The following is a 24,798-nucleotide window of genomic DNA, read 5'->3' as shown; positions in this document are numbered from 1 at the left end:
CGCCTGGAGAGCAGGCCGTATGGATCATGTCGGGCAGCGGCTTGCCGCCCTCCATGAGGAAGCCCCCGTCCTCATGGCCGCCTATGACGGTCATGACCGGCTGCGCTATGCCAACCGGGCGTTCCGCGCCGCCTTCTTCCTGACCCCCGCCGAAGAGCCCACCTGGGCCGAGATCATGCGCCGCAACCATGAGGGGCGGCGCGGCACCGTGATCCGAACCGATGATTTCGACGCCTGGCTCGTCTCCACCCAGGCCCGGCGGGGCAAGACGGCCTTCCGCGCCTTCGAGACGGACCTTCATGACGGCCGGTGGCTCTGGATGACCGAAACCGTGGAGGCGGACGGCTGGATGCTGTGCATCGCCAGCGACATCACCGCGCTGCGGGCGGACGAGCGCGCCGTGCGCCAGGATCGCGACTTTGCCATCCGCGCCGCCCAGACGGACACGCTGACCGGCATCGCCAACCGGCGTTTCGTCACCGCGCGCATGGAGGACCTGATCCAGGCCTCCGCTGCCGCCGGCCATTCAGGGGGCTGCATCTGCGTGATGGACCTCGACCATTTCAAGGTGGTCAACGACCGCTTCGGCCACATGGCGGGGGACACGGTGCTCAAGGACTTTGCCGTGCGCGTTCTGCCCTTGCTGCGGCGGAGCGACAGTTTCGGCCGGGTGGGCGGCGAGGAATTCGTCCTCGTCCTGCCCGGCACCGGGCCGCAGGAAGCCGCGCTGGTGGCCGAGCGCATCCTGGCAACCGTGCGCCACTCCCGCCCCTTGCCGGACCGGCCGGACTTTTCCTACGCCTTTTCCGCCGGCATCACGGCGGCGGCCCCCGACGACACGGTCATCTCCCTTTATGCCCGCGCCGACCGTGCCCTCTACGCCGCCAAGCTGCACGGGCGCGGCCGGGTGTTCCGGGACGACGACCCGGTGCTGCTGACGCAGGTCGGGTAGAGGTCATTTCTCGCCGAGGATCTCCACCGTGGCGGAGCGGCCGGCAATGAGCTGGCTGCGGTCCACCGGCGGATCCAGCGTGATGCGCACGGGGATGCGGCGGGCGAGGCGGACCCAGTTGAACACCGGGTTGACGTTCTGAAGCAGGCGCCCGTCCTGGGAAATATTGCCGGAGATGGCGGCGGCGATGCCCTCCACGGTGCCGGCATAGGTGCCGCCGCCCATGAGCGTCACCCGTGCCTTGTCGCCCACCTTGATGCGGGAGAGCTTGGTCTCCTCGAAAAAGCCGTCCACGGCCAGGCTGTCCGTGTCCACCAGCGGGAACACGCCGTGGCCGGCGGCCACGTAATCCCCCGGCTTCAGGTCGAAATTGGTGACCACACCGTTCACCGAGGCGCGCACCTTGGTGCGGTCGAGATTGAGCTTGGCCAGGTCCCGATCGGCCACGGCCTGGTCATAGGCGGCCTTGGCGATGGCGGCGGCATAGCGCTGGTTGGCGACCGCCTCCTGCGTGACCGCCAGCTCGCCGGCGCCCACGAAGCGGGCGAGGATGGAGGCGGCCTCTTCGCTCGCCGCCTGCCGGCTCTCCACTTGCGCCTGCGCCAGGCGCAGCGCGATCTCGAAGCGGGCGGGGTCGATGTGGAACAGGACGTCGCCCGTCTTCACCGCCTGGTTCTCGCGCACCAGCACCTCGGTGACGAGGCCCGACACGTCGGGGGCGAGCGTCACCACGTCCGCATGGACGAGGCCGTCCCGCGTCCAGGGGGCGTCCATGTAATAGCGCCACAGGGCAAGCCCCAGCCCGCCCGCGACCGCGACGATCACCAGGGTCAGCAGCACGCGCCCCAGATGCGCGAACACCGAGGTCTTTGACTGGGCCGACTGAGACTGGGACGTCATGGCATCCACCCCCTGAAGCCACCGGAAAGGGCGATCGCCGCCAGCACGATCACGAACAGCGAAAGATTGACCAGCGCGGGGTGCCAGGCGAGGCGATAAAAGCCCAGCCGCGCCAGGAGCCGCGTCAGGATGAGCGTCGCCACCAACGCGGCGAGCGCCTCCGCGAGCAGGGTGGGGATGTAGATCCCGAGAATGTCGAGCGTGCCCATCAGGCGTCTCCCCGGGCCGCGCGCAAGGTTTCCGCCCCCAGCTTCAGGCCCGCGCGCAAGGTCACCAGCGCCACCACAGCCTCCCGCTCCGCGCTGCCCGGCGCCGGCAGGAAGGTGGGGCGCAGGCCGTCCAGGGCGCACAGAAGGGCCGTCTCGGACGCCTCGCCCCTGGCTGCCAGCTGCCGGTAATAGGCCCCCACATCCTTGAGCAGCCCCTCGATCCGGCTCCGGTCGGTGCCCTCCAGGCGCGGCGCGAGGCCGGCCAGGTCCAGCACCGCACGGGCGGCGAAGGCGGCGGCGAAGGCGGCTTCCGCCGCATCGGTGCGGTGGGGGTCCTTCACCGGCGCCATCAGGCCGAGCCGGTCCACCATCCGCCGCATGAGGCCCTCGCGGGCCGGCCCATCCGGCGCGATGGCCATGGCGGCGATGTCGCGCCAGCCCGCCCGCAGCAGGCGCGCGGCCGCTTCTCCGGGCGCGCGCGGGCGCAGCAGGCTGGACATGGCCGCCACCACGGCCATGCCAATGACCACGGCGAGGTTGTTGTTGAGGAAGGCCGCAAGGTCCGTGGAGAAGATGTTCTCCAGGCCCAGCAGGGCGGTGAAGGTGATGGCGACGCGCACGCCCTGGGCGTTCCATTCCGGCGTTGCGACCATCATGCCGATGGTCAGCAAGGCGGGAAGGACGAGGAGCGAGAGCTGAAAAAAGTCGCTCGCCAGCGGGATCAGCGCGAACTGGTAGACGAAGACGCCGGCCATGGCGATCAGCGTGTCCCGCACGAAGCCGAGGGTGGCCTGCACCTGGTCCTGCTGGGCGGCGGTGACGCAGGTGATGATGGACACCATGGTCATGGCCTGCGCCCCCGCCGGCCAGGCGGAGAAGATCCAGAACGCGCCGATGAGCCAGAGCCCGAGCACCAGCGCGGCGGCGGTGCGCAGGGCATAGGAGAAATCGATGGCGGGCAGCGCCCGGTTGCTGCGGGGCGCTCTCACGCGCAGCTCCGCCTCCGCCACACCCTTCTGGTCGGCGAGCGCCTGCCACAAGGTGGAAAAATCCGCCCTCAGGTCCAGGATCTCCCGCAGCCGGGCCGCCAGGTTGAGGGCGATGACGCCGTTCGGGTCGGTGGCGGCGGGCGCATAGGTGTCCAACTGCCGCTCCAACTCCGGCCCTCCGGCGGCAGGGCAGGTGGGCAGGCCCTGGAGCCCCTCGGCCATGCGCGCCGCCAGCTCGGACAGGGTGGGGTCGAGGCCACCGTCCGCCCGCAGCGAAACCAGACGGTCCCGCACCTCGGCCATGGCTTCCAGCAGGATCAGCATGCGGTCGAAGACCTGCCGCAGGCTCTCGCGCACCGCCCGAGGGGCGGACGGCTCGTAGGACACGAAGATCATGAGGCCATGGAGGGCCGCGATCTCGGCCGCCAGCTTTCGCTCGTCGCGGGCGATGGCCTTCCGGTCCAGATCCTGGCGGTCGCCCTGCTGCGCGAGCAGGCGGGCCAGATGTGCGTCCGCCGTGCGCAGCCAGGCGCCGAGGCGGGCCAAGGCGGCGGCCTCGGCGGTCTGCGGCAGCAGAAGCGCCGAGGCAAGGGTGGCGCAGATCAGCCCGACGCCGATCTCCTCGATGCGCGACAGGGCCGTGTAGAACACCTCATAGGGCGCATCGAGATCGCCGAAGCCAATGATGGCCGAGGTGTAGCCGGCCAGCGTGAAGGCATAGGCGCGGGGCGAGCGGTCGCGCACCGCCAGATAGAGGCACAGGCCCATCCAGAGCGAGAAGGCCAGGATGAGCAAGGCCGGCGTGTCCACCAGCGCCGGCACCATCAGCACCGTGAAGAGGGCGCCCACCAGGGTGCCGCAGGCCCGGTACAGACTCTTGGCGATCACCCCGCCCGCTATGGGCTGGGAGAGGATGAAGACCGTCACCATGGCCCAGGCGGGGCGCTCCAGCCCGGCGGCGAAAGCGATGTGCAAGGCCAGCAGCGCGGTGAGCGAGGTGCGCACCGCAAACAGCACGGAGGCCGGGAGGGGCGCGAGCCGGCTGAAGCTGAACCCGGTCGGGGGCAGGCGCAGGGTCTGGCTGCTCGTCGGCACGCGGGCTTCCGCTTGGAGAGGGCGACGGGCGCAATCTGTGCGAAGTCGACGCGGGATGTCACGCCCAAACCGACGGAAGGGGAAAATGATCCACGCCTTCAGCCGCTTGCGGCGGTATCCCTGGCGGAAACGTTACCTTGTCTTTCGCCGCCGGCCGCTCGCCGTCGCGTGGCGTCTGAGATATGAAGGGAGCCATATTATCCCTTCACCGGATGAAACCATGTCCGCACTCTTCACGCCGCTTGCGCTGCGTTCGCTGACCCTCGACAACCGCATCATCATCGCCCCCATGTGCCAGTATTCCGCCACCGACGGGCGGGCGAGCGACTGGCACCTCATCCATCTGGGCAATCTCTCTCTGTCCGGCGCCGGCCTGCTGATCCTGGAAGCCACCGCCGTTGAGCCGGCCGGCCGCATCTCGCCCGGCGATCTCGGCATCTGGGACGAGGAGACCGAAGGCGTGCTCGCCGACGTGATCTCCCGCGTGCGGGCCTGGTCGCCCACGCCGCTCGGCGTGCAACTGGCCCACGCCGGCCGCAAGGCCTCTACGGCGGTGCCGTGGAAGGGCGGTTCGCAGCTCGCGGTGGAAGATGGCGGCTGGACCACGGTCTCGGCCTCGGGCGTGCCCTTCAACCCCAAGGACCGCGCCCCTCTGGCGCTGGACGCCTCCGGCCTCGATCGGGTGCGTGCCGCCTTCGGCGCCGCCGCCGCGCGGGCCGCGCGGGCGGGCTTCGACATGGTGGAGGTGCATGCCGCCCACGGCTACCTGCTGCACCAGTTCCTCTCCCCGCTCTCCAACCAGCGCACCGACGATTATGGCGGCAGCCTGGAAAACCGCATGCGCTTCCCGCTGGAAGTGTTCGACGTGGTGCGTGCGGCCTTCCCAGATGACAAGCCGGTGGTGGTGCGCATCTCCGCCTCCGACTGGGTCGAGGGCGGCTGGGACGTGGAGCAGTCGGTGGCATTCGTGAACGCCCTGAAGGCGCGGGGCCTCGATGCCATCCATGTGTCCAGCGGCGGCCTGCATATCGACCAGAAGATCCCGCTCTCCGCCGGCTATCAGGTGCCGTTCGCCGAGCGCATCAAGGCGGAGACGGGCGTGCCCACCATCGCCGTCGGCCTCATCACGGAGCCGGCCTTTGCCGAGGAGCTTCTGGTGGCGGGCAAGGCGGACGCCATCGGCATCGCCCGCGGCGCGCTCTATGATCCCCGCTGGCCCTGGCATGCGGCGGCCGCGCTGGGCGCGTCCGTCCATGCGGCCCCCCAATATCTGCGCTGCCAGCCCTCGGGCCTGCGCCAGCTCTTCAAGTGAGGACCTGCCCGGCCGGAGCCCTCTCCGGCCGGGCGCTTGATGGCACGGGCGGGATGGGTCATATGGGCTCATGCTCGCGCGTTCTGATTCTGTTCCGCTCTCCGCCGTGGACCTGAACGGCGCCGAAGTCGTGCTCGACCCGGCGGGCGCGCTCTATTGGCCGCAGGAACGCCTGCTGGCGGTGGCGGACCTTCACCTGGAAAAGGGCTCGGCCTTCGCCCGGCGCGGCCAGATGCTGCCGCCCTACGACACGGCGGAAACCTTGTCCCATCTGGAGCGCGTGGTGGAGCGCTGGCGCCCCCGCATCCTCGTCTCCCTGGGCGACAGCCTGCATGACCGCTGGGCAAGCGAGCGCCTGGATGCCCACGCCCGCGCCCGTCTGCGCGCCCTCCAGGCCGGCCGGACCTTCCTCTGGATCGCCGGCAATCATGATCCCGAGCCGGCGCAGGACCTTGCCGGGGACTGGGCGCGCGACTGGCGCCTCGGCCCCCTCACGTTCCGGCACGAGCCGACGCGGTCGGGGCATGCGGGGGAGGTGGCGGGCCATCTCCATCCGGTGGCGCGCCTGGTGGTGCGCGGCCGCTCCCTGCGCCGCCGCTGTTTTGCCGGCGACGGCACGCGCATGATCCTGCCGGCGCTCGGTGCCTATACGGGCGGGCTCAATGTGCGGGATCGCGCCTTCCACGGCCTGTTCGGTGCCGCGTTCGAGGCCCATCTGCTGGGGGCCGAGCGCACCTATCGCATCGCCGGCACTGCCTGCCTCGCCGACTGAAGCGCGCCTGCCCGCCGGCAAAAAAAGGGGCGCAAGCCCGAAGGCTGCGCCCGCCAGGGGTTCCGGGGGAGGAACATAAGGGGCGGCTGAAGCGCAGCGCGCTCCAGCCGCCAATTCAGGTCCAGTCGCCGCCGCCGTCGTCGCCGCCGCCGGGGTCCCAGCCAGCATCGCCGTCCCAGCCGTCGCCGCCGATATCGAAGCTGGCATTCTGTGGCTCGGGTGCCCAGGGGTCGGCCGCCGGCGCGCCGCCGAGGGCGTCCTGCGCCTGGTTGCCCAGGTCCTCGGCCGAGGCCGGCGTGGCCGATTCAAGCGCTGCCGCATGCTCGGCAATGGGGCCGGTGCCGCCGGACATCAGGTTGCGAATGCCGTCCGCCAGCAGCATGCCACCGGCGACACCCGCCGCCGTGGCCATGGCGCCCTGGAGGAAGCCGCCGCCGCCGAAGCCACCGCCGAAGCCGCGCGCGGGCTGGGCGGGCTGGCCGCCCCAGGGACCGCTGGGCTGCTGGGCGAAAGCCCCGGGCTGGGCATAAGGCTGGGTCTGCGGCGGCAAGGTCATGGCGCTGCCGCCCATCCCGCCCGTCACCGAGGACGCGCGGCCCCCGGCGGTGGGAACCGACGTGCCGCGCCCGCCGAGCAGGCCGCCCAGGAAGCTGCTGGAGCTCTGCGCGGGCTGGGGCTGGCGCGCCTGCGCCTCCAATTCCTCGATCCGTGCGCTCGCCTGCTTCAGCGCGTGCTCCTGCACGAGCACGGTCTGCGCCAGGGCATAGGGCGCATAGGGCATCTGGGACACATAGCGCGCGATCAGGGCCTCGGCCTCCGCGTCGCGCGGCTGGTTGGACACCTCGCGCATGCGGTCAAACAGGCCGTCGATGAGGGCGCGTTCTTCGGGGGTCATCCTTGCCTCCGGTTGGTCACCACACCGGCTCGCCGATAGGACCGACGGGTCATCCGCCGGTCGACGTTCCGTGGCGTGCAGGCTCCCGCCGTTCGGCGAAGGGGGCTCTGGCGCCGGTCTGCATATGAGAACGCCCATGAGGCAGCGGAAGGGCGGGCCACATGAAATTTTCTTAACGTTACGTCAGGTGAGCAGAGCGTCAGCGACGGGCGCCGTCCACCTCCGCCTTGAGGCGGACGGCGGCGGCGGTGATGTCCGGCGCGGCGCAGAGGGCCGAGACCACGGCCACGCCGTCCGCGCCGGCGCGGATCACGTCCGCGGCGAGGCTGGCATCCAGCCCGCCAATGCCCACCAGGGGCAAGGCGATGCGCGCCCTCATGTGGGCGAGGCCTTCGATGCCGATGGCGCCGCCCGCATCCGCCTTGGTGCCGGTGGCCCGGACCGGGCCGACGCCCACATAATCCACGCTTGCAAGGTCGGAGGCGGCCAATTCCTCCGGCGTGCCCACGGAAAGGCCGAGAATCCGGTCCGGCCCCAATTGGGCGCGGGCGGGGCCGGGCTCCAGGTCGTCCTGGCCCAGATGCACCCCGTCCGCATCCGCCGCCAGGGCCACGTCCACCCGGTCGTTGATGATGAGGGGAATGCCCAGCGGCCGCAGCAGCGCCAGAAGCGCTCGCGCCGCCTCCACCAGGGCGCGGCCCTTGGCGTCGGGATCGCGCAGCTGGACCAGCGTCACCCCGCCCGCCACCGCCTGGGCAACCGTCTCCACCAGCCCGCGTCGCGCCGTGAGCTTGGGATCGGTGACGAGATAGAGGGAGAGGTCGAAGGGGCGGGCCATGGGTGACATCCGTAGGAGGCAGGGGCGACGGGGCGGGCGACAGGGCGGGGCGCGTGTCAGGCGGCCGCCGGCACATGGGCGAGGGCGGCGGGGCGGGGGCCGCCATGGGCCCAGTCCAGAAGTTCGACCGTATGGACCACCGGCACCTGGGTCCCCGATCCGATCTGCGTCATGCAGCCGATATTGCCGGCGGCGATGAGGTCGGGCGCGAGGCGCTCCAGATGGCCCACCTTGCGGTCCCGCAGCCGGCCGGCCAGATCCGATTGCAGCATGTTGTAGGTGCCCGCCGAGCCGCAGCACAGATGGCTCTCGAACGGCTCCACCACGGTAAATCCCGCCGCCTTCAGGAGCGCCACCGGCGGCCCCTTGATCTTCTGCCCGTGCTGGAGCGAGCAGGCGGCGTGATAGGCCACCTTCAGGCCCATGGGCGCGGGCGCGGCGGGCAGGCCGAGGCCCGCCACATATTCGGTGATGTCCATGGCAATGGCCGAGACCCGCGCTGCCTTCTCCGCATAAGCGGGGTCGAGGCGGAAGACGTGGCCGTAATCCTTGATGGAGGTGCCGCAGCCCGACACCGTCACCACGATGGCGTCGAGGCCGGGGCCGTCCATCTCCGCGATCCAGGCGTCGATATTGGCCTTGGCCAGGGCGCTGGCCTGCTCCTCGCGGCCCAGATGGTGCACCAGCGAGCCGCAGCAGCCCTCGCCCTTCACGCGCACCACTTCCACGCCGTTGCGGGTCAGGAGGCGGATGGCCGCCTCGTCGATCTCCGGGCGGAGCGCCGGCTGGGCGCAGCCGGCCAGCAGCGCGACACGTCCCGTCCGCGCGCCCTGGGCCGGATGGGTGCCCGGCTCCTCGGAGGCGCTGCGGCCATGGGGCGACTGGGCGAGGCGCAGCATGGCGGCGACGGGCTTCAAGGGCGGGATGGCGGCGAACAGCGGCGCCAGGGGCTTGGCCACCACGCCGGCCAGCAGGGCCAGCCGGAAGCGTTGGCGATAAGGCAGGATGGCCGCCAGCACCGCCCGGTTCAGCCGGTCGAAGAAGGGGCGGCGATAGGTCTGCTCGATATGGTCCCGGGCATGGTCCACCAGGTGCATGTAGTGCACGCCGGAGGGGCAAGTGGTCATGCAGGACAGGCAAGAGAGGCAGCGGTCCACATGCTTGACCACCTCTGGCGTGGCGGGCCGCTCATGCTCCAGCATGTCCTTGATGAGATAGATGCGCCCGCGCGGCGAATCCAACTCGTCCCCCAGAAGGGCGAAGGTGGGGCAAGTGGCGGTGCAGAAGCCGCAATGGACGCAGGTGCGCAGGATCTTGTCCGCTTCCGCGATGCGGGGATCGGCCAATTGGGCCAGGGAGAATTCGGTCTTCATGCGCGGATCGCTCCTGCGGCGAAGGGGCAGGGGAGAGGGCAGGCGAGAGGGCGGGGAAAAGGAGAGGCCATGGCGCGCTCACACCCCCGCATACATGCGGCCGGGATTGAGGATGCCGGCGGGATCGAAGCTCTCCTTCACCCGGCGGCTCAAGGCGGCGTGGGCGCCCTCCAGCGGCTGGAACACGGCGCCCGCCCGCTCTGCCTCGCTGGCACGGATGAGGGTGGCGTGGCCGCCATGGCGGGCAAGCGCCGCGCGCACCGCCTCCGCCTGCGCTTCTTCGCCCGGCATGAGCACCCAGACAAGGCCACCGCCCCAGTCGCAATAGGCTTCGGCGCCCAGCCTGCGGGTGAGGGCTTCGGCCAGAAGCGGGCCATCGGTGGGGGCGGTGGAGAGGCGCCACACCGCGCGGGTGCCGGTGCCCGCGAAGGGCGTCACATCCCGCACCCCCGCCCAGAACCGCTCGGAATCGTTTCCTTCCAGCACTTCCACGCCGCCAAACGGCGCCAGCACCGAGATCAGCATGCCCCGCCGCGCCCGCACCGAGGGGGGGAAGCCCTCCAGCCGGAAGGCCGCAACCGGCTGGTCGAAGCCGTTGATGGCGAGGCGCTTCATGATCGGCCCCGGCAGCGCGGCGGCGCCGGAGACCTCGCAGGAAGAGCCCATGGCGGCGCTGAGCGCCCGGCTCATGAGGCCCGCCGTCTTCCCGTCCTCGGGCAGGATGAGGAGCAGGGTCTCCTCCATGGAGGGCCGGGGCAGCACCTTCAGCGTCACCTCGGTGAGGACGGCCAGCGTGCCGAAGGAGCCGCACAGGAAGCGGGGCAGGTCATAGCCGGTGACATTCTTCACCACCCGCCCGCCGCTCTTGAACATTTCCCCCCGCCCGGACACAGCGCGGGCGCCGAGCGCATGGTCGCGCACCGCGCCGTGGCTGAGGCGGCGGGGGCCGGCGAGATTGCAGGCGAACACGCCGCCGATGCTGCCCGTCTCCGGCGCCTCGCCCAGGAGGGGTCCGAGGTCCGGCGGCTCGAAGGCGAGCATCTGGTTGTTCTGCGCCAGCAAAGCCTTGATCTCCGCGAGCGCGGTGCCCGCGGCGGCGGAGAGCACCAGTTCCTCCGGCTCATAAAGGGTCACGCCGGCAAGCCCGGACACATCGAGCCGCCGCGCGGCCGCGCCAGGCCGCCCCAGGCCCCGCTTGGAGCCATGGCCCACCACATCGAGCGCGGTCTTCTGCGCGGCCGCCTCGGCCACCGCCGCCGCCAGCGTGGCCTCGTCCGCAATGCGCACCACTTCGGTCATGGAAACACCTGGAAAAAGGGCGCGCCGGTCAGAAGCGCGGAATGTCCGGGAACGGCACCTGACCCTGGCTCACATGCATGCGGCCGAGCTCGGCGCAGCGGTGGAGCGTGGGGAAGACCTTGCCGGGATTGAGCAAATTCTGGTCGTCGAAGGCGCATTTCAGGCGCAGCTGCTGCGCCAGGTCCACCTCGTCGAACATGACCGGCATGAGGTCGCGCTTTTCCACGCCCACCCCGTGCTCGCCGGTGAGCACCCCGCCCACTTCCACGCACAGGCGCAAAATGTCGGAGCCGAAGGCCTCCGCCTTGTCCATCTCGCCCGGTTTATTGGCGTCATACAGGATGAGGGGGTGCAGATTGCCGTCGCCCGCGTGAAAGACATTGGCCACGCGCAGGCCGTAGCTCGCCGACATCTCCCGCATGCGGGTGAGGACCAGCGGCAATTGCTTGCGCGGAATGGTGCCGTCCATGCACAGATAATCGGGCGAGAGCCGCCCCACCGCCGGGAAGGCGGCCTTGCGGCCGGCCCAGAAGCCGAGCCGCTCCTCCTCGGTCTTGGACACCCGCAAGGTGGCGGCCCGGCAGGCTGAGGCGATGGCGGTGACCTCCTCCAGAAGGTGCGCGCACTCGGCCTCCGGCCCGTCCAGCTCGATGATGAGAAGGGCTTCCACATCAAGGGGATAGCCCACCTTCACAAAGGCCTCGGCGGCGGCGATGGCGTCCCTGTCCATCATCTCGATGCCGGCGGGAATGATGCCGGCGGCGATGATGCGGGCGACGCAATCCCCCGCATCCTCGGAGGTGGGGAAGCCGACCAGCACGGCGCGGGCCACGTCGGGCTTCTTCAGAAGGCGGACCGTGACTTCGGTCACCACCCCCAGCAGTCCCTCCGAGCCAATGACGAGGCTGAGCAGGTCGAGCCCACCGGCGTCCAGGTGCTTGCCGCCCAGGCGCACCACCTCGCCGGTCATCAGAACCAGTTGAACGCCAAGGACATTATTGGTGGTCAGGCCATATTTCAGGCAGTGCACCCCGCCCGAATTCTCGCCCACATTGCCGCCGATGGTGCAGGCAATCTGCGAGGACGGGTCGGGAGCATAATAGAAGCCCTCATGCTCCACAGCCTTGGTAATTCCAAGGTTCGTCACGCCCGGCTGGACCACGGCGCAGCGGTTGGGCAAGTCGACCTCAAGTATCCGGTTGAACTTGCCCATGGCGAGCAGGACGGCATCGCCCAGCGGCAGCGCGCCGCCCGAAAGCGAGGTTCCCCCACCCCGGGGAACCACCCGTATCCCATTGTCGTGGCAGTATTTCAGGACTTGGCGGACCTGCTCGGTGGTCTCCGGCAGCACCACCACGAGGGGCAGTTGCTTGTAGGCGGTGACGCCGTCGGACTCATAGGGGCGCATCTCCCGCTCGTGCGAGATCACCCCTTCTCCGGGGACGAAGGTCCGCAAATCAGCGATGATCTGGGCGCGGTTGGCGAGTGTTTTTTCGTCCGCTTCCGGAAGCCTGAGGCTCATGGCGCGTCCTTGACCGTTTCCTCTTCGGAACCGACTATAATCGTTCCAGAGCGGAAAAATCCCGTTGATTATTTCCGTTTCTGACAAAATCCTGCGGGTCATGGAAAGAATGCGCGCCGACCCTCCCCGCACCCCGCCCCGCCGCTCGGTGGCCGAGGGGCGCCCGCTCCTGGGCAATCTGGGGGACCTGGAAATCTTCGCCCGCATCGTTACCGCCGGCAGCCTCTCGGCGGCGGGACGGGAACTGGGCCTCTCCCCGCCGGTGGTCTCCAAGCGCATCCAGCGGCTGGAGGAGCGGCTCGGCACGCGCCTGTTCCAGCGCACCACCCGCAAGGTCACGCTTACCGAGGCCGGGCAAGGCTTCTATGACAAGGTGGTGGCGATCCTGGCCTCCATCGAGGAGGCGGAGGGCCAGCTTTCGCGCCGGCTCACCGAGGCGCGCGGGCTCTTGCGGGTGTCCGCCCCCACCTCCTTCGGCCGGCTGCACATCGCCCCCCACATCGGCCCGCTGCTGGCGGCGAACCCGGAACTGTCCGTGGATCTCGAATTGTCGGATGCCTTCGTGGACATTGTGGGCGACGGCTTCGATCTTGCCATCCGCATCGCCGATCTCAATGATTCCAGCCTGGTCGCGCGCCGCCTCGCCCCCGTCCACCGGGTGCTGTGCGCCGCCCCCTCCTATCTGGCGCAGGCGGGGGAGCCGGCGCGCTTCGCGGACCTTGCCGGCCATGTGCTGCTGGCCACCCACAGCCAGGACCCCTGGCGCCTGGAAGGGCCGGAGGGGCCGGTCACCCAGCGGGTCGCCAGCGCGCTGCGCACCAATTCCAACGAGGTGGTGCGCGAGGCGGTGCTGGCGGGCGTGGGCATCGCGCTGCGCTCCACCTGGGACGTGGGGCCGGAATTGCGCAGCGGCGCGCTGAAGGTGGTGCTGCCGGATTTCCACGCTTCGAGCCGCGTCGGCGTGTTCGCCGTCTATCCCAGCCGGCGCTTCCTGCCGGCCAAGGTGCGGGTGTTCATCGACCACCTCGCCGCCCTCTATGGCTCCGTGCCGCCCTGGGATGCCGGCCTCCAGGATATCTTGCGACGAGTGCGCGTGCCGGCGGCGTGACGGGCTTTTCGCCCGCTTGCGCCGCGCTTCCGCCAAGCTCCAGCCGGGCCCGGGTCGGGGCGCATACCTGTCCGCAACGTCATGCGCAAATCGGGTTGGTGGGTGTGGGCGCCTGTTGCATAAGCGGCGGGCCCCCTCCTTGCCGGCCTCCCGTCTGCCATGTCCAAGAGCCGTTCCGTCACGATCACCCGCGCCGGCTTCCTCCAGGGGATGCGGGAGATGTTGCCCTTGCTGCCGGGCCTCACGGTCTTCGGCATGGCCTTCGGCGCTGCCGCCGCGCAGAAGGGCTTCTCCCTGTTCGAGGCGTCCCTGTCCTCCGCGCTGGTGTTTGCCGGCCTCGCCCAGATGGTGGCCTTGGAGGGCTGGACGCAGACCTGGACGCCGGCGGGCCTGCTGGCGCTCGGGCTCCTGACCTTCACGGTGAACATGCGCCATCTGCTGATGGCGGCCGCCATGCGGCCCTGGCTCGGTGCGCTGCCGGCCTGGCAGTCCTACCCGTCCCTCCTGCTGATGGCGGACAACAATTGGGCGGCCTCCATGCGCTATCACGCGCAGGGGGGCAATGACGCCGGCTATTTCATCGGTTCGGGCGTCATCACCTGGATCCTCTGGCTCGTCGCCACCGCCGCCGGGCAGATCATCGGCGGCGGCCTGCCGGACCCCAAGGCTGTCGCGCTCGACCTGGTGGTGCCGGCCTTCTTCATCGCCATGCTGGTGCCCAATTGGCGCGGCCGGCGGGAAGTCGTGGGCTGGGGCGTGGCGGCGGCGGTGTCGGTCGCCGTGTCCTATGTGCTGCCGGGCTGGTGGTTCATCGTCATCGGCGCGCTCTCCGGCGCCATGGCCGGGGGGTTTGCCGATGACTAGCGGTTTCGAGGCCGGGCCCCTCATCGCCATCCTGGTGATGGCCATTACCACCATCTTCAACCGCACCATGGGCTTCCTGGTGATGCGGCTGGTGCCGCTCACCCCGCGCGTGCGCAAGATCCTGGATTGCCTGCCGGGCGCCGTGCTGGTGGCCATTGTCGCGCCCACCGCGGTGCATGGCGACAAGGCCATGGCCGCGGGCCTTCTCACCGCCTTGGTGGCCGCCAAGCTCACCAAGAATGATTTCGTGGCGGTGCTGGCGGCGGTGGCGGTGGCGGCAGGCCTGCGCTGGATCGGCGTCTGACCGCCGCACCCGTCCTCAGCGCCGGTGGAGCGGGGGCCGCACGGGGGCTTCGAGCCGCGCGCGGCGCAGCGCTTCCAGGTCCGCGATGGTGGCTTCCAGGCGATGGGCGATGCGCTCGCGCAGCTGGGCGGCAGCCTCTGGAAATCCCTCCAGCATGCGCAGGAAGGTGGCGCGGGGAATGCGCATGAGCACGCTGGGCTCCAACGCGCGGGCATTCACCGGCCGGGGCACCTCGACGATAAGCGCCGTCTCCCCCACCAGCGCGCCGGGCAGCACTTCGGACAGACGCCGCCGCCGGCCGGGACCGTCCGTGCTCAGTTCCAGCCGGCCGGACAGGAGCACATAGCCGCACTCGGCGGGGTCGCCCACCTTGAAGAGCGTGTCGCCGCGCGCCAGCCGCTGCTGGTCGGCGCTGATGGCAAGGATGCGCACCGCCTCGGGTGTGAGCACCTCAAAGGCCGGGACGCCCTGTAGCAGTGCGACGTCCTGTTCGAGGGTCAAGGCGGCGGGCTCCCTTTGTTTTTGTGTTACGGGACCAGCTTGTAACCGCCGGCCTGGGTGGCAAGGAGGGTTGGGGCGGAGGGGTCGGGCTCTATCTTCTGGCGCAGGCGGTAGATGTGGGTTTCCAGCGTGTGGGTGGTGACGCCGGAATTGTAGCCCCACACTTCCTGCAAAAGGGTTTCCCGCGGCACCGGCGTCTTGCCGGCCCGGTAGAGGTAGCGCAGGATCGCGGTCTCTTTTTCCGTGAGGCGGATCTTGGCGCCGCGGTCGGTGACCAGCAGCTTGGCGCCGGGGCGGAAGCTGTAGGGGCCGATGGCGAATACCGCGTCCTCGCTCGCCTCGTGGCTGCGCATCTGCGCCTTCAGGCGCGCCAGCAGCACGGCGAAGCGGAAGGGCTTGGCCACATAGTCGTTGGCGCCGGCTTCCAGGCCGAGAATGGTGTCGCTGTCCGTGTCGTGCCCGGTGAGCATCAGGATGGGCGCCTTGAAGCCATTGGCGCGGATCTGGCGCACGGCGTCTCGCCCGTCGATGTCGGGCAGTCCCACGTCCATGATGACGAGGTCCACCGCGCCATTGCGGGCGCTTTCCACGGCCTCGGCGCCGGTGCCCACCGGCATGGGCTCGAACTCATCCTGGAGGGCGAGCTGCTCCACCAGAGCCTCGCGCAGCTCCGGGTCGTCCTCGACCACGAGGATTTTCCACGCATTGCCCATCGAATCCTCCGTTACCCTTGCGGGAACGCGAATCGCCCACCTACAGCAACTGGCAGCAATTGTGCAATTTTCCTCAAGACTTTTCACACCTTTCTGGTATTTGGGTATTGTCTGATGACGCAATCTTCTGTGGGGATCTCGCAAATCCACGTCCGCCGTCTCCCGGGCGCCCCCCATCGGGGTCTTTTGCGCATCGCCGGACGGGCCTTTCCGGTGGCGCTGGGGCGCGGCGGCATCTTCCCGGACAAGCGCGAGGGTGATGGGCGCACCCCGGCCGGCACCTGGCGGGTGGAGCGCCTGCTCTATCGGCCCGACCGGGGGCCGCGCCCGGTGACCGCCTTGCCGGCCCGGCCCATCCGCGCCGGGGACGGCTGGTGCGACGATCCCGCCGACCGGCGCTATAACCGCCCCGTGCACCTGCCCATCGCCGCCTCCCACGAGGTGATGCGACGCGACGACACCCTCTATGACCTCGTCCTGGTGCTCGACCACAACCAGCGCCCGCGCGTGAAGGGGCGGGGCTCCGCCGTCTTCATCCACGCCGCCCGCCCCGGCCTCACCCCCACCGAGGGCTGCGTCGCGCTCCCCCGCGCGGAACTCCGCCGCCTCGCCGCCCGCCTGAAACGGGGGGCGCGGGTGGTGGTGCGGTGAGGGGCCTCGCGCAAGGGCCGCCTGTCACATTGACACGTGCGCTTCAGGGTCCTTTTCTTGACGGCGCCTGAAACGGGCGCCGAGCTGGGGCGTTTGCGGCTTTGGGGGCTCCCCGAGGGGACAAGACATGTCGGATACGCAGCGACTGGATGCGATCGCCAAGCTGATCGAGAAGCACACGCGCAAGGCGACAAAGAGCAAGGCCATCGCCCGCAAGACCCTCATCAAGGAGGGGATTTACACCGAGGACGGTCAAATCTCCGAAGAGTTCGGTGGTCCGGTTAAGAAAAACAAAGACGCCGCGTGAGCCGTCAGGCCACCGCCTTTGTGCTCGGCTATCACGGCTGCGACCAGTCCGTGGCGGAGCGGGCCATTGGGGGCGACGCGGACCTGCTGCAGAGCAATCGGGACTTCGATTGGCTCGGCCCTGGCGCCTATTTCTGGGAATCCGACCCCCAGCGCGCCCTTGAATGGGCGCAGTGGAAGGCCTCGCGCGGTGAGTATGGCGCACCCGCAGTGGTAGGGGCGGTCATCGATCTGAGAAACTGCCTGGATCTGGTTTGCAGGGAGGATCTCGCCTTGCTGCGGGCGGCCTATGACAGCTTCGTGCGCATCCGCCAGGCCTCCGGCCTTCCCATGCTGGAGAACAGGAGTGTTCCCGGGGACCCCAACGCCGATCGGGTTTTGCGCTTTCTGGACTGCGCGGTCCTGCGTCATTTGCACAGCATCATCGAGGACGCGCCGGAGCCAAGGCCCGAGCCGTTCGACACGGTGCGCGGCATGTTCACGGAGGGGGGCGAAGTCTATCCTGGCAGCGGGTTTCGCGAGAAAAGCCACGTCCAGATCGCGGTTCGCAACCCGCAGTGCATCAAGGGCATTTTCAGGCCGCGCCCCTATCCCGCAGCTCCTTGAGGCGCCGTCGGCCGGCCGCGTCAGCCCCGCGCGTTTCCCTGGAACCGATCCAATGTTATAGAGGGCGCCCATGGCCGGCCGGTGCCGCCGGAGGTGATCCGGTCTCGGCCGGTGCCGGTCCATCGGGGACGGGATCGAGCTTTTGAAAGCGCGCCTCATGCCTTTGTCCACCGCCACGCCCTCCAATGGGCGTCCCCCGCGGGTCGGCCTGTTCGTCACCTGCCTCGTCGACACGCTGCGCCCCTCGGTGGGCTTTGCCGCCGCCCATCTGGTGGAGCGCGCGGGCTGCGAGGTGGATGTGCCCGCCCAGACCTGCTGCGGCCAGCCGGCCTTCAATTCCGGCGACCGGGTGACCGCCCGGGCGCTGGCCGAGGCGCTCATCCGCGCCTTCGAGACCTTCGACTATGTGGTGGTGCCCTCCGGCTCCTGCGCCGGCATGATCCGCACCCATTATCCCGAATTGTTCGCCGGCGAGCCGGACTGGATGCCCCGCGTGGAGCGCTTCTGCGCCCGCGTCCATGAGCTGACCTCCTTCCTGGTGGATGTGTGCGGCGTGACCGGTGTGGACGCCGCCTATGCAGGCACTGTCACCTATCACGACAGCTGCTCGGGCCTGCGGGAACTGGGCGTCCACGACCAGCCGCGCCGCTTGCTGGGCACGGTGGCGGGCCTTGAAGTGAAGGAAATGGCCGATGCCGACACCTGCTGCGGCTTCGGCGGCACCTTCTGCGTGAAATATCCCGACGTCTCCAACGCCATCGTGGAGAAGAAGGTGGCGAACATCGTGGCGAGCGGCGCCGACACGCTGCTGGCTGGCGACCTCGGCTGCCTCATGAACATGGCCGGCAAGCTGCAGCGGCTCGGTTACGAGGTGCAGGTGCGCCATGTGGCCGAGGTGCTGGCCGGGCAGGGCACGGACGCCGCCATCGGCGCGCCGGCGCGGCAAGGGTGAGGGGGCGGGCATGAGCGTTCACATCACAACCCCCGCCTTCAAGGGCAATGTGCGCGAGGCGCTCCAGGACGCGCCCTTGCAGAAGGCTTTGGCCAAGGTCGGCCCCGGCTTCATCGGCCGCCGCGCGGTGGCGGCTGCCGCCCTGCCGGAATTCGAGGCCCTGCGCGACAGCGCGCGGGACATCAAGAACCACACGCTGGCCCATCTCGACCTCTATCTGGAGCGCTTCGAGGCCAAGGTGCGCGCGGCCGGCGGCCATGTGCATTATGCGGTGGATGCCGCCGAGGCGCGGGACATCGTCACCGCCATCTGCAAGACGCTGGACGCCAAGACGGTCACCAAGGGCAAGTCCATGATCTCCGAGGAGATCGCCCTGAATGATCATCTCGCCGCCAACGGCATCGAGCCGGTGGAGACGGATCTCGGCGAATATCTCATCCAGATCCGCGGCGAGGCGCCCTCCCACATCATCGCCCCCGCCATCCACCTCAACAAGGAGCAGGTGGAGGCGGATTTCCGCCGCGTCCACGCCCATTTGCCGCCCGAGCGCGACCTGTCCGAGCCCACCACCTTGCTCGCCGAGGCGCGGGGCGAACTGCGCCAGCGCTTTTTGATGGCGGATGTGGGCATTACCGGCGCCAATTTCCTGGTGGCCGAGACCGGCACCTCCATCATCGTCACCAATGAGGGCAATGGCGACCTCACCCAGACCTTGCCCAAGGCCCACATCGTGCTGGCCTCGCTGGAAAAGCTGGTGCCGACGCTGGAGGATGTGAGCCAGATCCTGCGCGTGCTCGCCCGTTCGGCGACGGGGCAGGACATGTCGGTCTACACCACCTTCTCCACTGGCCCGCGCCGGCCGGAGGACCCGGACGGGCCGGGCGAATATCACGTGGTCATTCTCGACAACGGCCGCTCGGGCATGCTGGCCGGGCAGTTGAAGGAGATGCTGCGCTGCATCCGCTGCGGCGCCTGCATGAACCATTGCCCGGTCTATCATGCCATTGGCGGGCATGCGTATGGCTGGGTCTATCCCGGCCCCATGGGGGCGGTGCTGACCCCCTCGCTCATCGGCATCGAGAAGGGCGCCAACCTGCCCAATGCCTCCACCTTCTGCGGCCGGTGCGAGGAGGTGTGCCCGGTGCGCATTCCCTTGCCCAAGCTCATGCGGCATTGGCGCGAGAAGGAATTCGAGCGGCACTTGACCCCCGCGCCCCAGCGCACAGGGCTGGCAGTCTGGTCCTTCTTTGCCCGGCGCGGCTGGCTCTACCGGCCGGCGACGCGCCTTGCCATGGGGCTGCTCGCCCGCCTCGGCCGGGACAAGGGGCGCTTTTCCAGCCTGCCGCTGGCGGGGGGATGGACCAAGGTGCGCGACTTTCCCGCCCCGCAGGGCGACACCTTCCAGGCCCAGTGGGCCGCCCGCCGCAAGGGATCGGCCCGATGAGCTCCCGCGACACCGTGCTCGCCTCCATCCGCCGCTCGCTGGGCGTCACCGGCACCGAGGCGCCCCGCCGGCAGGCGGTGGATGATCGCATTGCCGGTCATCCGGTCGGCGTGATCCCCGCGCGCGGCCAGCTTCCCCCGGCCGAGCGGCTGGCGCTGTTCAAGTCCATGGTGCTGGCGGCGGCCGCCACTCTGGATCACCTGCCGAGCGCAGCGGCGGTGCCCGCCGCCATCGCGGATTATCTGCGCGCCCGCAGTCTGCCGCCCACCATATTGCGCGGCGCCGATGCGCGCCTCGCGAACCTGCCGTGGGAGACTGCCCCCTCCCTCGACGTGTGGATCGGCCCCTCCGATGGCCGGCAGTTGGCGGGCCTCTCCCATGCCTTTGCCGGGGTGGCGGAATCCGGCACGGTCGTGATGCTCTCCGGCCCCGACAATCCCAGCACCGTGAACCTCCTGCCGGATCATCATCTGGTGGTGGTGCGGGCGGAGGATGTGGCCGGCGATTATGAGACCGTGTGGTCGCAGCTGCGGGCCAAGTTCGGCGCCGGCATCATGCCCCGCACGGTGAACTGGATCACCGGCCCCTCCCGTTCCGCCGACATCGAGCAGACCCTGCTGCTGGGGGCCCATGGGCCGCGCTCCCTGCACATTCTCCTGGTGGGGGAAGCCTGAGCGTTCCGCAGCCGGACTTCGCCGCCATGGGCGCCACCATGGGCCCCGCAGGGCGGCGCGCCCACGGGCTCCCTTCGGGTCAGTGCGGCGCCACGGTCACGCTTGAGGGCAAAAACGTTGCCGGATACCGAATTTGGCGGCGCGGTCCGGGGGGCGAGGTTGCCGCGTCGCACCATGTGGTGCAGTAACGAGATCCTGCCAGCGGGGATCCAATGACGTCCGCAGTTCGCGCGCTTTTCGCCGTCCTGGCGAGCCTGATGGTCCTGATTGTCGCCGCCCCACAACCGGCCCATGCGCAGGCGCGCACCATGGGGCAGGTCTATCTGATGCGCGGCATCGCCAACATGTTCTCCTATGGCCTGGATGACCTGGCCACCAAGCTGCGGGCGCAGGGCATCGATGCCACCGTCTATCAGTTCGACGAATGGCAGGACCTGGCGCAGAAGGCGGTGAGCTGGTCGCTCTCCCATAATCGCGAGCCCATCGTCATCATCGGCCATTCGCTGGGCGCCGACGCCGCGGTGCATATGGCGCAGCGCATGACCAGTCTCGGCCTGTCCCCCACTTTGGTCATCACCTTCGATCCGGTGGGCCTCAACATGGTCCAGGAGACGGGCGGGCGGTTCATCAATTACTACCAGTCCAACAACGGCTTCGGGCAGGAACTGGTGGACGGGCCGGGCTTCACCGGCTCCATCGACAACCGGGACATGAAGAACATGCCCGGCATTAATCATTTCAACCTGGAAAAGTCGCCGGTCCTGCACGAGCAGGTGGTCCAGCTGCTGAAATCGGTGATGACCCGCAAGGTGAAGGCGCCGACCCCCGAGCCGGCGCGCACCTCGGGCGCGCCCAAGCCGCCGGCCGATGCGCCGGCCCGCGCGCCCCAGACCAGCGCGCGCCCCAGCTGACTTTTGCACCGCCTTGGGCCTTGGACCGCGTGAGGTCCTGCCCTGCGGCTGGTGATTTTTACCGTCCTACCCGAATAGGGCTGACGGGCGCGTGTTTTCGGCTAGACTCCCCGTGAGGTTAACCATGCGGCGCGGGGGGCGCGATCGCAGGCGATGACGGGATGAAACCTGTTGCGCTTCCGGTCGTTGTCACGGGTGAACCACAGCTTAGCCTGATCCGCCCGGTGCCTCGCATGCTTCCTCTCCCCTTTCTCGTCCGCTCCCGCCTCTTCGCCCTCTGCGCGGCGCTGGTCCTGGTCCTGTGCGCGGCCGCCGCGCCCGCACGGGCCGATTATGTGGGGCGCGTCTATCTGATGCGGGGCCTCGCCAATGTCTTCTCCTACGGCATGGACGACCTGGCGAAGAAGCTGAACGAGAAGGGCATCGAGGCCCAGGTCTATGAATATGGCGCCTGGCAATCCCTGGCCGATGATGCGGTGGCCTGGTCCAAGGCCAATCGCCGCGCGCCGGTGGTGATCGCCGGCCATTCGCTTGGGGCGGACGCCGCCATCAACATGGCCGAGCGCATGACCGCCGAGGGAGTGCCGCCGCGCCTGGTCTTCACCTTCGATCCGGTGGGGGTCACCACCATCGGCGCCGCGCGCGGGCGCTTCATCAATTTCTACCAGGAAAACAATGGCTTCGGAAAGGCGCTGACGCCCACCGCGGGGTTCAAGGGCAAGCTGGACAACCGCAATCTGGCCGGAGTGCCCGGGCTTGATCACTTCAACATCGACAAGTCCGACGCGCTCCATGCGGAGGTGGTGAAAGCGGTGGCCGCCCTGACCTATGTGGCGCCCCGTCCCAAGACGCCCGCTCCCCGGGACGTGCCGGACGATGCCCCCATGGTGCGCGCCCCCGCCGGGTCCCAGCCCACGGCCGGCCCCGCGCCGGCCACCCAGCCGGAGCGGAAGGAGACGGCGGGTAAGGATCTGGCGGCCAAGGATGTGGGGTCCAAGGATGTGGGGTCCAAGGATGCCGCGTTGAAGGATGCCGCGTTGAAGCCGGTGATCTCCAGGGACTTGGTGTCGGCGCCGGAGCCTCTGCCCCCGCCGGTGTCGGCGGCGGTCCAGCCCGCACCCGAGCCGGCCCCGCCGCAGAGCGCCCCCGCCGCCGACACGCCGGCGGCGGTTTCGGCCGCGCCGCCTGCCGCCGCCGAGGTCGCCGTCCTTCCCTCCGCCCCGGCGCCCGCGCCGGTGACGACCGCGCCCCTGGAGCGGGCGCCGCTTGCGCCCATCCAGACCGCGGCGCCGCCCTCCGCGCCGGTGCTCATTCCCAGCCATGCGCGGGTCGATGCCGCGCCGGCCGCCAACGCGCCGCTGGAGATTCAGCCGCTGCGCGGCGAACCCGCCGTCACAGCCGCCGCCCTTCCCGACCTGCCGCAGCCGGCGGCCGAGCCGTCTTTCGATGAACTGGCGCTCGAAGCCCTGGTGCGGGAGGCGACACAGGCCGACGAGATCACCGCGACCGTGGTGGTGCCCGCCGCCACCGGCTCGGTTGCGGCACGGCAGGAGCCCATGGTGGTCACCGCGCCGGGCGCCGGCTCCGGCACCGCCATCATGGAGCCGCTGGCCGACCCGGCCTCGTCCGCACGGTAAGCCTCCCGCCGGGGTGCGACGGCATTCTGCCGATCGCTCTCTGTCTCGTCGTTTGGCGCATTCCCTAACGCGCCCCGGGGCCGGCGGGCGCCCTACCGCCGTGCCGCCTGGGTGCGCACGCCGGGCGCCGGGCGCTCCACCAGCACCTCCCGCCGGAACCGCACCAGCCGCGCCGGCCGGCCGCCGGTGGCCGAGACCGTCTCGCCGGTCTCCTCCACCAGCCCCTGGCTTTCCACCAGGCGGCGGAAATTCTGCTTGTGCAGGAGCATGCCCGACAGCGCCTCCACCGCCCGCTGCAATTGCAGCAAGGTGAAGGCCGGCGGCATCAGCTCGAACACCACGGGGCGATACTTGATCTTGCCCCGCAGCCGGCCGATGGCGGTGGCGAGGATGCGGCGATGGTCGAAGGCCATGGGCCGGCCGAGCGCCAGGGGGAGGGGGCGCTCCGTCTCTTCCAGCCGCGATTCCGTAACAAGGCCCGCCTCATAGAGCAGTTCGTAGCGTTCCAGCACGCGCTCGTCGTTCCAACTGCCGCCGCCGTCGGGAAAGGCGAGGCGGCGGCGCATGCGGCGCACATCTGCGGTGCGTCCGTCGGGCGCGCTTTCCGCCCAGGCTTCCAGCGCCGTCGCGATGTGGTCCAGCACGGGCGGGCGCCCGCTCCGCCAGTCCTCCCAGGGGAAGAAGCCGTACCAGTCGAGCCAGGCGGCTTCCGCCTCGCCGGCGGTACGGGCCTCGCGCACCAGGGCCAGATAGGCCACCGACAAGGCGCGGGCGCCGGCATCATGCCGGTCGAGATCGCCGAAGGTGTAGAGCTGCTCCACATAATTGAGCCGCTGGTCGGTCTGGCGCTCCACCCAGGAGCGCAGGCCCGCCTCCAGCGTGCGATGGGCCGCCTCCAGGGGACCGGAGGGCAAGGCGGGCCGCTCGCCCGATTGCAGGGCCAGCACGCGCGGCTCCTCCGCCGTCACCGCCAGCACCACCGCCGACAGGTCGATGCTGACGCCGGAGGGGGCGGTCTGCGGGGCGTGGGAGAAGGGTTCGTCCATGGCTGCCGGGCGGGAGGGGACCTGACCGCAAGCTATGGCCCGAAGCGGACCGGGCGGCAATGGGGCGATGGGGGCGACGCGGCCAGTGGTCGCCAGTTGGCTTACCGGTGGAGGCTCGCTATGGAGATGGGACTCATGTGGGGGAAATTCATGTTGGACACTCTGACCCTCTCCACGCCGGCCACCCCGTCGCGTGCGCGCTTCGTTCGGGCTGCGGCCCGCGCCGGCCTTCTCGCCGCCGGGCTGATGCTCGCCGCCGGCCCGGCTCTGGCCCAGGCGCAAGCCCCCGCCCAGGCCCCCGCGCAGTCCACCGCGCCCAAGAAGCCGGACGCCAAGCCCGCGCAGCCCGCGGCGCCCAAGCCCGCGCTTGGCGCCCAGGATGACGGCCCCTCCCGCACCACCGCCACCTATGACGACTGGGTGGTGCGGTGCGAGCGCACGGAACTGGCTGGTGGCAGCAAGGTGTGCGAGGCGGCGCAGACGCTGCAGATCGGCAACCAGCAGCAGGGGCTCGTGGCCCAGGTGGTGTTCGGCAAGATCAAGTCCGACGCGCCGCTGCGCCTGGTGCTCCAGCTGCCCGTGGGCGTGTGGTTGCCGGCCGGCGCCCAGCTGGTGGTGGGCGACACTGCCAAGCCCATTTCCGCCGGCTTCAAATTCTGCATCCGCGCCTGCATCGCGGACGTGGACCTCTCGGCGCAGGAGGCGGCGAGCCTGTCCACCGCCACGGCCAATGCCGCCATCACCTTCCAGGACCGCAATCAGCAGCCCATTTCCATCCCGGTGTCGCTGAAGGGCCTGTCCGCCGCGCTGGTGGCCCGCGACAAGATGTGAGCTGCGGCGCAGCCGATATGAAAAGGCCCCGTTCACCGGCCGGTGGACGGGGCCTTTTCTTTGCGCTCCGCAGTCTGTGCGCTCAGGAATGGGG

Annotated in this window: 26 protein-coding genes; 15 read left to right on the top strand and 11 right to left on the bottom strand. The window is 69.9% G+C overall.

Annotation, left to right across the window (positions count from 1 at the left end; all coding sequences use genetic code 11):
* Positions 1 to 19 precede the first annotated feature (19 nt).
* Positions 20 to 952, top strand: coding sequence for a diguanylate cyclase (locus ACT54L_RS04570; RefSeq protein ID WP_476084344.1), 933 nt, complete (start codon positions 20 to 22; stop codon positions 950 to 952).
* A gap of 3 nt (positions 953 to 955) precedes the next feature.
* On the opposite strand, the gene ACT54L_RS04565 is transcribed toward ACT54L_RS04570, so the two are convergent.
* The 3 genes from ACT54L_RS04565 to ACT54L_RS04555 are packed head-to-tail and all read right to left on the bottom strand — an operon-like array spanning position 956 to position 4,145.
* A complete protein-coding gene (locus ACT54L_RS04565) occupies positions 956 to 1,852 on the bottom strand; it encodes an efflux RND transporter periplasmic adaptor subunit (RefSeq protein WP_476084343.1) in 897 nt (298 codons plus the stop codon).
* Positions 1,849 to 2,061, bottom strand: a complete 213-nt coding sequence (locus tag ACT54L_RS04560; protein ID WP_476084342.1) for a DUF1656 domain-containing protein — start codon at positions 2,059 to 2,061, stop codon at positions 1,849 to 1,851. Before ACT54L_RS04560 ends, ACT54L_RS04565 begins: the two co-directional genes overlap by 4 nt.
* Positions 2,061 to 4,145 (bottom strand): FUSC family protein, encoded by a 2,085-nt coding sequence (locus tag ACT54L_RS04555; RefSeq protein WP_476084341.1) that lies wholly within the window; start codon positions 4,143 to 4,145, stop codon positions 2,061 to 2,063. Before ACT54L_RS04555 ends, ACT54L_RS04560 begins: the two co-directional genes overlap by 1 nt.
* A gap of 220 nt (positions 4,146 to 4,365) precedes the next feature.
* On the opposite strand from ACT54L_RS04555, the gene ACT54L_RS04550 reads away from it, so the two are divergent.
* Positions 4,366 to 5,457, top strand: coding sequence for an NADH:flavin oxidoreductase/NADH oxidase (locus ACT54L_RS04550; RefSeq protein ID WP_476084340.1), 1,092 nt, complete (start codon positions 4,366 to 4,368; stop codon positions 5,455 to 5,457).
* A gap of 70 nt (positions 5,458 to 5,527) precedes the next feature.
* The gene (pdeM, locus tag ACT54L_RS04545) at positions 5,528 to 6,229 is read left to right on the top strand and encodes a ligase-associated DNA damage response endonuclease PdeM (protein WP_476084339.1); all 702 of its coding nucleotides are present in this window, start codon (positions 5,528 to 5,530) and stop codon (positions 6,227 to 6,229) included.
* 115 nt (positions 6,230 to 6,344) lie between these two features.
* Here pdeM and ACT54L_RS04540 read toward each other — a convergent pair whose 3' ends face one another.
* The 5 genes from ACT54L_RS04540 to ACT54L_RS04520 form a co-directional block, all read right to left on the bottom strand.
* A complete protein-coding gene (locus tag ACT54L_RS04540; RefSeq protein WP_476084338.1) occupies positions 6,345 to 7,124 on the bottom strand; it encodes a DUF2076 domain-containing protein in 780 nt (259 codons plus the stop codon).
* Positions 7,125 to 7,323: 199 nt separating this feature from the next.
* Positions 7,324 to 7,962, bottom strand: a complete 639-nt coding sequence (gene thiE / locus ACT54L_RS04535) for a thiamine phosphate synthase (protein ID WP_476084337.1) — start codon at positions 7,960 to 7,962, stop codon at positions 7,324 to 7,326.
* Between the two features lie 56 nt (positions 7,963 to 8,018).
* Positions 8,019 to 9,335 (bottom strand): glycolate oxidase subunit GlcF, encoded by a 1,317-nt coding sequence (gene glcF / locus ACT54L_RS04530; protein WP_476084336.1) that lies wholly within the window; start codon positions 9,333 to 9,335, stop codon positions 8,019 to 8,021.
* A gap of 78 nt (positions 9,336 to 9,413) precedes the next feature.
* Positions 9,414 to 10,634: a glycolate oxidase subunit GlcE gene (gene glcE / locus ACT54L_RS04525; RefSeq protein ID WP_476084335.1), complete on the bottom strand. Its 1,221-nt coding sequence runs from the start codon at positions 10,632 to 10,634 to the stop codon at positions 9,414 to 9,416.
* 28 nt (positions 10,635 to 10,662) lie between these two features.
* Complete coding sequence (locus ACT54L_RS04520; protein WP_476084334.1) at positions 10,663 to 12,156, bottom strand: FAD-linked oxidase C-terminal domain-containing protein; 1,494 nt, start codon at positions 12,154 to 12,156, stop codon at positions 10,663 to 10,665.
* 109 nt (positions 12,157 to 12,265) lie between these two features.
* Between ACT54L_RS04520 and ACT54L_RS04515 the strand changes: the two genes are divergently transcribed.
* The 3 genes from ACT54L_RS04515 (at position 12,266) to ACT54L_RS04505 (ending at position 14,432) form a co-directional block, all read left to right on the top strand.
* On the top strand, positions 12,266 to 13,264 hold the full coding sequence (locus tag ACT54L_RS04515) for a LysR family transcriptional regulator (protein WP_476084333.1): 999 nt from the start codon (positions 12,266 to 12,268) through the stop codon (positions 13,262 to 13,264).
* A gap of 159 nt (positions 13,265 to 13,423) precedes the next feature.
* A complete protein-coding gene (locus ACT54L_RS04510; RefSeq protein WP_476084332.1) occupies positions 13,424 to 14,128 on the top strand; it encodes an AzlC family ABC transporter permease in 705 nt (234 codons plus the stop codon).
* Positions 14,121 to 14,432 (top strand): AzlD family protein, encoded by a 312-nt coding sequence (locus ACT54L_RS04505; RefSeq protein ID WP_476084331.1) that lies wholly within the window; start codon positions 14,121 to 14,123, stop codon positions 14,430 to 14,432. Before ACT54L_RS04510 ends, ACT54L_RS04505 begins: the two co-directional genes overlap by 8 nt.
* A 15-nt stretch (positions 14,433 to 14,447) precedes the next feature.
* Here the strand turns inward: ACT54L_RS04505 and ACT54L_RS04500 are convergent, their stop codons facing one another.
* Together ACT54L_RS04500 and ACT54L_RS04495 are read right to left on the bottom strand one after the other, a co-directional pair.
* Positions 14,448 to 14,933: a Crp/Fnr family transcriptional regulator gene (locus ACT54L_RS04500; protein WP_476084330.1), complete on the bottom strand. Its 486-nt coding sequence runs from the start codon at positions 14,931 to 14,933 to the stop codon at positions 14,448 to 14,450.
* Between the two features lie 26 nt (positions 14,934 to 14,959).
* Complete coding sequence (locus tag ACT54L_RS04495) at positions 14,960 to 15,646, bottom strand: response regulator transcription factor (RefSeq protein ID WP_476084329.1); 687 nt, start codon at positions 15,644 to 15,646, stop codon at positions 14,960 to 14,962.
* Positions 15,647 to 15,760: 114 nt separating this feature from the next.
* Between ACT54L_RS04495 and ACT54L_RS04490 the strand changes: the two genes are divergently transcribed.
* The 8 genes from ACT54L_RS04490 (at position 15,761) to ACT54L_RS04455 (ending at position 22,827) form a co-directional block, all read left to right on the top strand.
* A complete protein-coding gene (locus tag ACT54L_RS04490) occupies positions 15,761 to 16,297 on the top strand; it encodes a L,D-transpeptidase family protein (RefSeq protein ID WP_476084328.1) in 537 nt (178 codons plus the stop codon).
* A gap of 127 nt (positions 16,298 to 16,424) precedes the next feature.
* Positions 16,425 to 16,604: a hypothetical protein gene (locus ACT54L_RS04485; RefSeq protein WP_476084327.1), complete on the top strand. Its 180-nt coding sequence runs from the start codon at positions 16,425 to 16,427 to the stop codon at positions 16,602 to 16,604.
* Positions 16,601 to 17,209, top strand: a complete 609-nt coding sequence (locus ACT54L_RS04480; protein ID WP_476084326.1) for a hypothetical protein — start codon at positions 16,601 to 16,603, stop codon at positions 17,207 to 17,209. The genes ACT54L_RS04485 and ACT54L_RS04480 overlap by 4 nt, the downstream gene beginning before the upstream one ends.
* Before the next feature lie 157 nt (positions 17,210 to 17,366).
* A complete protein-coding gene (locus ACT54L_RS04475; RefSeq protein WP_476084325.1) occupies positions 17,367 to 18,161 on the top strand; it encodes a (Fe-S)-binding protein in 795 nt (264 codons plus the stop codon).
* Positions 18,162 to 18,171: 10 nt separating this feature from the next.
* Positions 18,172 to 19,605 (top strand): lactate utilization protein B, encoded by a 1,434-nt coding sequence (locus ACT54L_RS04470; RefSeq protein WP_476084324.1) that lies wholly within the window; start codon positions 18,172 to 18,174, stop codon positions 19,603 to 19,605.
* On the top strand, positions 19,602 to 20,279 hold the full coding sequence (locus tag ACT54L_RS04465) for a LutC/YkgG family protein (protein WP_476084323.1): 678 nt from the start codon (positions 19,602 to 19,604) through the stop codon (positions 20,277 to 20,279). The genes ACT54L_RS04470 and ACT54L_RS04465 overlap by 4 nt, the downstream gene beginning before the upstream one ends.
* A gap of 212 nt (positions 20,280 to 20,491) precedes the next feature.
* On the top strand, positions 20,492 to 21,190 hold the full coding sequence (locus tag ACT54L_RS04460) for an alpha/beta hydrolase family protein (protein WP_476084322.1): 699 nt from the start codon (positions 20,492 to 20,494) through the stop codon (positions 21,188 to 21,190).
* 233 nt (positions 21,191 to 21,423) lie between these two features.
* Positions 21,424 to 22,827, top strand: a complete 1,404-nt coding sequence (locus ACT54L_RS04455; RefSeq protein WP_476084321.1) for a thioesterase domain-containing protein — start codon at positions 21,424 to 21,426, stop codon at positions 22,825 to 22,827.
* 92 nt (positions 22,828 to 22,919) lie between these two features.
* Here the strand turns inward: ACT54L_RS04455 and ACT54L_RS04450 are convergent, their stop codons facing one another.
* Positions 22,920 to 23,873 carry an NUDIX hydrolase gene (locus ACT54L_RS04450; RefSeq protein ID WP_476084320.1) on the bottom strand — a complete coding sequence of 318 codons (954 nt, stop codon included), beginning with the start codon at positions 23,871 to 23,873 and terminating at the stop codon, positions 22,920 to 22,922.
* Between the two features lie 150 nt (positions 23,874 to 24,023).
* On the opposite strand from ACT54L_RS04450, the gene ACT54L_RS04445 reads away from it, so the two are divergent.
* Positions 24,024 to 24,704, top strand: coding sequence for an invasion associated locus B family protein (locus tag ACT54L_RS04445; protein ID WP_476084319.1), 681 nt, complete (start codon positions 24,024 to 24,026; stop codon positions 24,702 to 24,704).
* The last annotated feature ends 94 nt before the right edge of the window (positions 24,705 to 24,798 follow it).

This window comes from Aquabacter sp. DMC10 (assembly GCF_056314145.1).
Note: the sequence above shows the minus strand (reverse complement) of the source record. Positions and strands in the feature narration are given on the sequence as shown.

Bases quoted from the DNA above. Each gene is read 5' to 3' on its own strand.
- ACT54L_RS04570 (WP_476084344.1), top strand. From the start codon at position 20: ATGGATCATGTCGGGCAGCGGCTTGCCGCCCTCCATGAGGAAGCCCCC.
- ACT54L_RS04565 (WP_476084343.1), bottom strand. From the start codon at position 1,852: ATGACGTCCCAGTCTCAGTCGGCCCAGTCAAAGACCTCGGTGTTCGCG.
- ACT54L_RS04560 (WP_476084342.1), bottom strand. From the start codon at position 2,061: ATGGGCACGCTCGACATTCTCGGGATCTACATCCCCACCCTGCTCGCG.
- ACT54L_RS04550 (WP_476084340.1), top strand. From the start codon at position 4,366: ATGTCCGCACTCTTCACGCCGCTTGCGCTGCGTTCGCTGACCCTCGAC.
- pdeM (WP_476084339.1), top strand. From the start codon at position 5,528: ATGCTCGCGCGTTCTGATTCTGTTCCGCTCTCCGCCGTGGACCTGAAC.
- ACT54L_RS04540 (WP_476084338.1), bottom strand. From the start codon at position 7,124: ATGACCCCCGAAGAACGCGCCCTCATCGACGGCCTGTTTGACCGCATG.
- thiE (WP_476084337.1), bottom strand. From the start codon at position 7,962: ATGGCCCGCCCCTTCGACCTCTCCCTCTATCTCGTCACCGATCCCAAG.
- glcF (WP_476084336.1), bottom strand. From the start codon at position 9,335: ATGAAGACCGAATTCTCCCTGGCCCAATTGGCCGATCCCCGCATCGCG.
- glcE (WP_476084335.1), bottom strand. From the start codon at position 10,634: ATGACCGAAGTGGTGCGCATTGCGGACGAGGCCACGCTGGCGGCGGCG.
- ACT54L_RS04520 (WP_476084334.1), bottom strand. From the start codon at position 12,156: ATGAGCCTCAGGCTTCCGGAAGCGGACGAAAAAACACTCGCCAACCGC.
- ACT54L_RS04515 (WP_476084333.1), top strand. From the start codon at position 12,266: ATGCGCGCCGACCCTCCCCGCACCCCGCCCCGCCGCTCGGTGGCCGAG.
- ACT54L_RS04510 (WP_476084332.1), top strand. From the start codon at position 13,424: ATGTCCAAGAGCCGTTCCGTCACGATCACCCGCGCCGGCTTCCTCCAG.
- ACT54L_RS04505 (WP_476084331.1), top strand. From the start codon at position 14,121: ATGACTAGCGGTTTCGAGGCCGGGCCCCTCATCGCCATCCTGGTGATG.
- ACT54L_RS04495 (WP_476084329.1), bottom strand. From the start codon at position 15,646: ATGGGCAATGCGTGGAAAATCCTCGTGGTCGAGGACGACCCGGAGCTG.
- ACT54L_RS04490 (WP_476084328.1), top strand. From the start codon at position 15,761: ATGACGCAATCTTCTGTGGGGATCTCGCAAATCCACGTCCGCCGTCTC.
- ACT54L_RS04485 (WP_476084327.1), top strand. From the start codon at position 16,425: ATGTCGGATACGCAGCGACTGGATGCGATCGCCAAGCTGATCGAGAAG.
- ACT54L_RS04475 (WP_476084325.1), top strand. From the start codon at position 17,367: ATGCCTTTGTCCACCGCCACGCCCTCCAATGGGCGTCCCCCGCGGGTC.
- ACT54L_RS04470 (WP_476084324.1), top strand. From the start codon at position 18,172: ATGAGCGTTCACATCACAACCCCCGCCTTCAAGGGCAATGTGCGCGAG.
- ACT54L_RS04465 (WP_476084323.1), top strand. From the start codon at position 19,602: ATGAGCTCCCGCGACACCGTGCTCGCCTCCATCCGCCGCTCGCTGGGC.
- ACT54L_RS04460 (WP_476084322.1), top strand. From the start codon at position 20,492: ATGACGTCCGCAGTTCGCGCGCTTTTCGCCGTCCTGGCGAGCCTGATG.
- ACT54L_RS04455 (WP_476084321.1), top strand. From the start codon at position 21,424: ATGCTTCCTCTCCCCTTTCTCGTCCGCTCCCGCCTCTTCGCCCTCTGC.
- ACT54L_RS04450 (WP_476084320.1), bottom strand. From the start codon at position 23,873: ATGGACGAACCCTTCTCCCACGCCCCGCAGACCGCCCCCTCCGGCGTC.
- ACT54L_RS04445 (WP_476084319.1), top strand. From the start codon at position 24,024: ATGTTGGACACTCTGACCCTCTCCACGCCGGCCACCCCGTCGCGTGCG.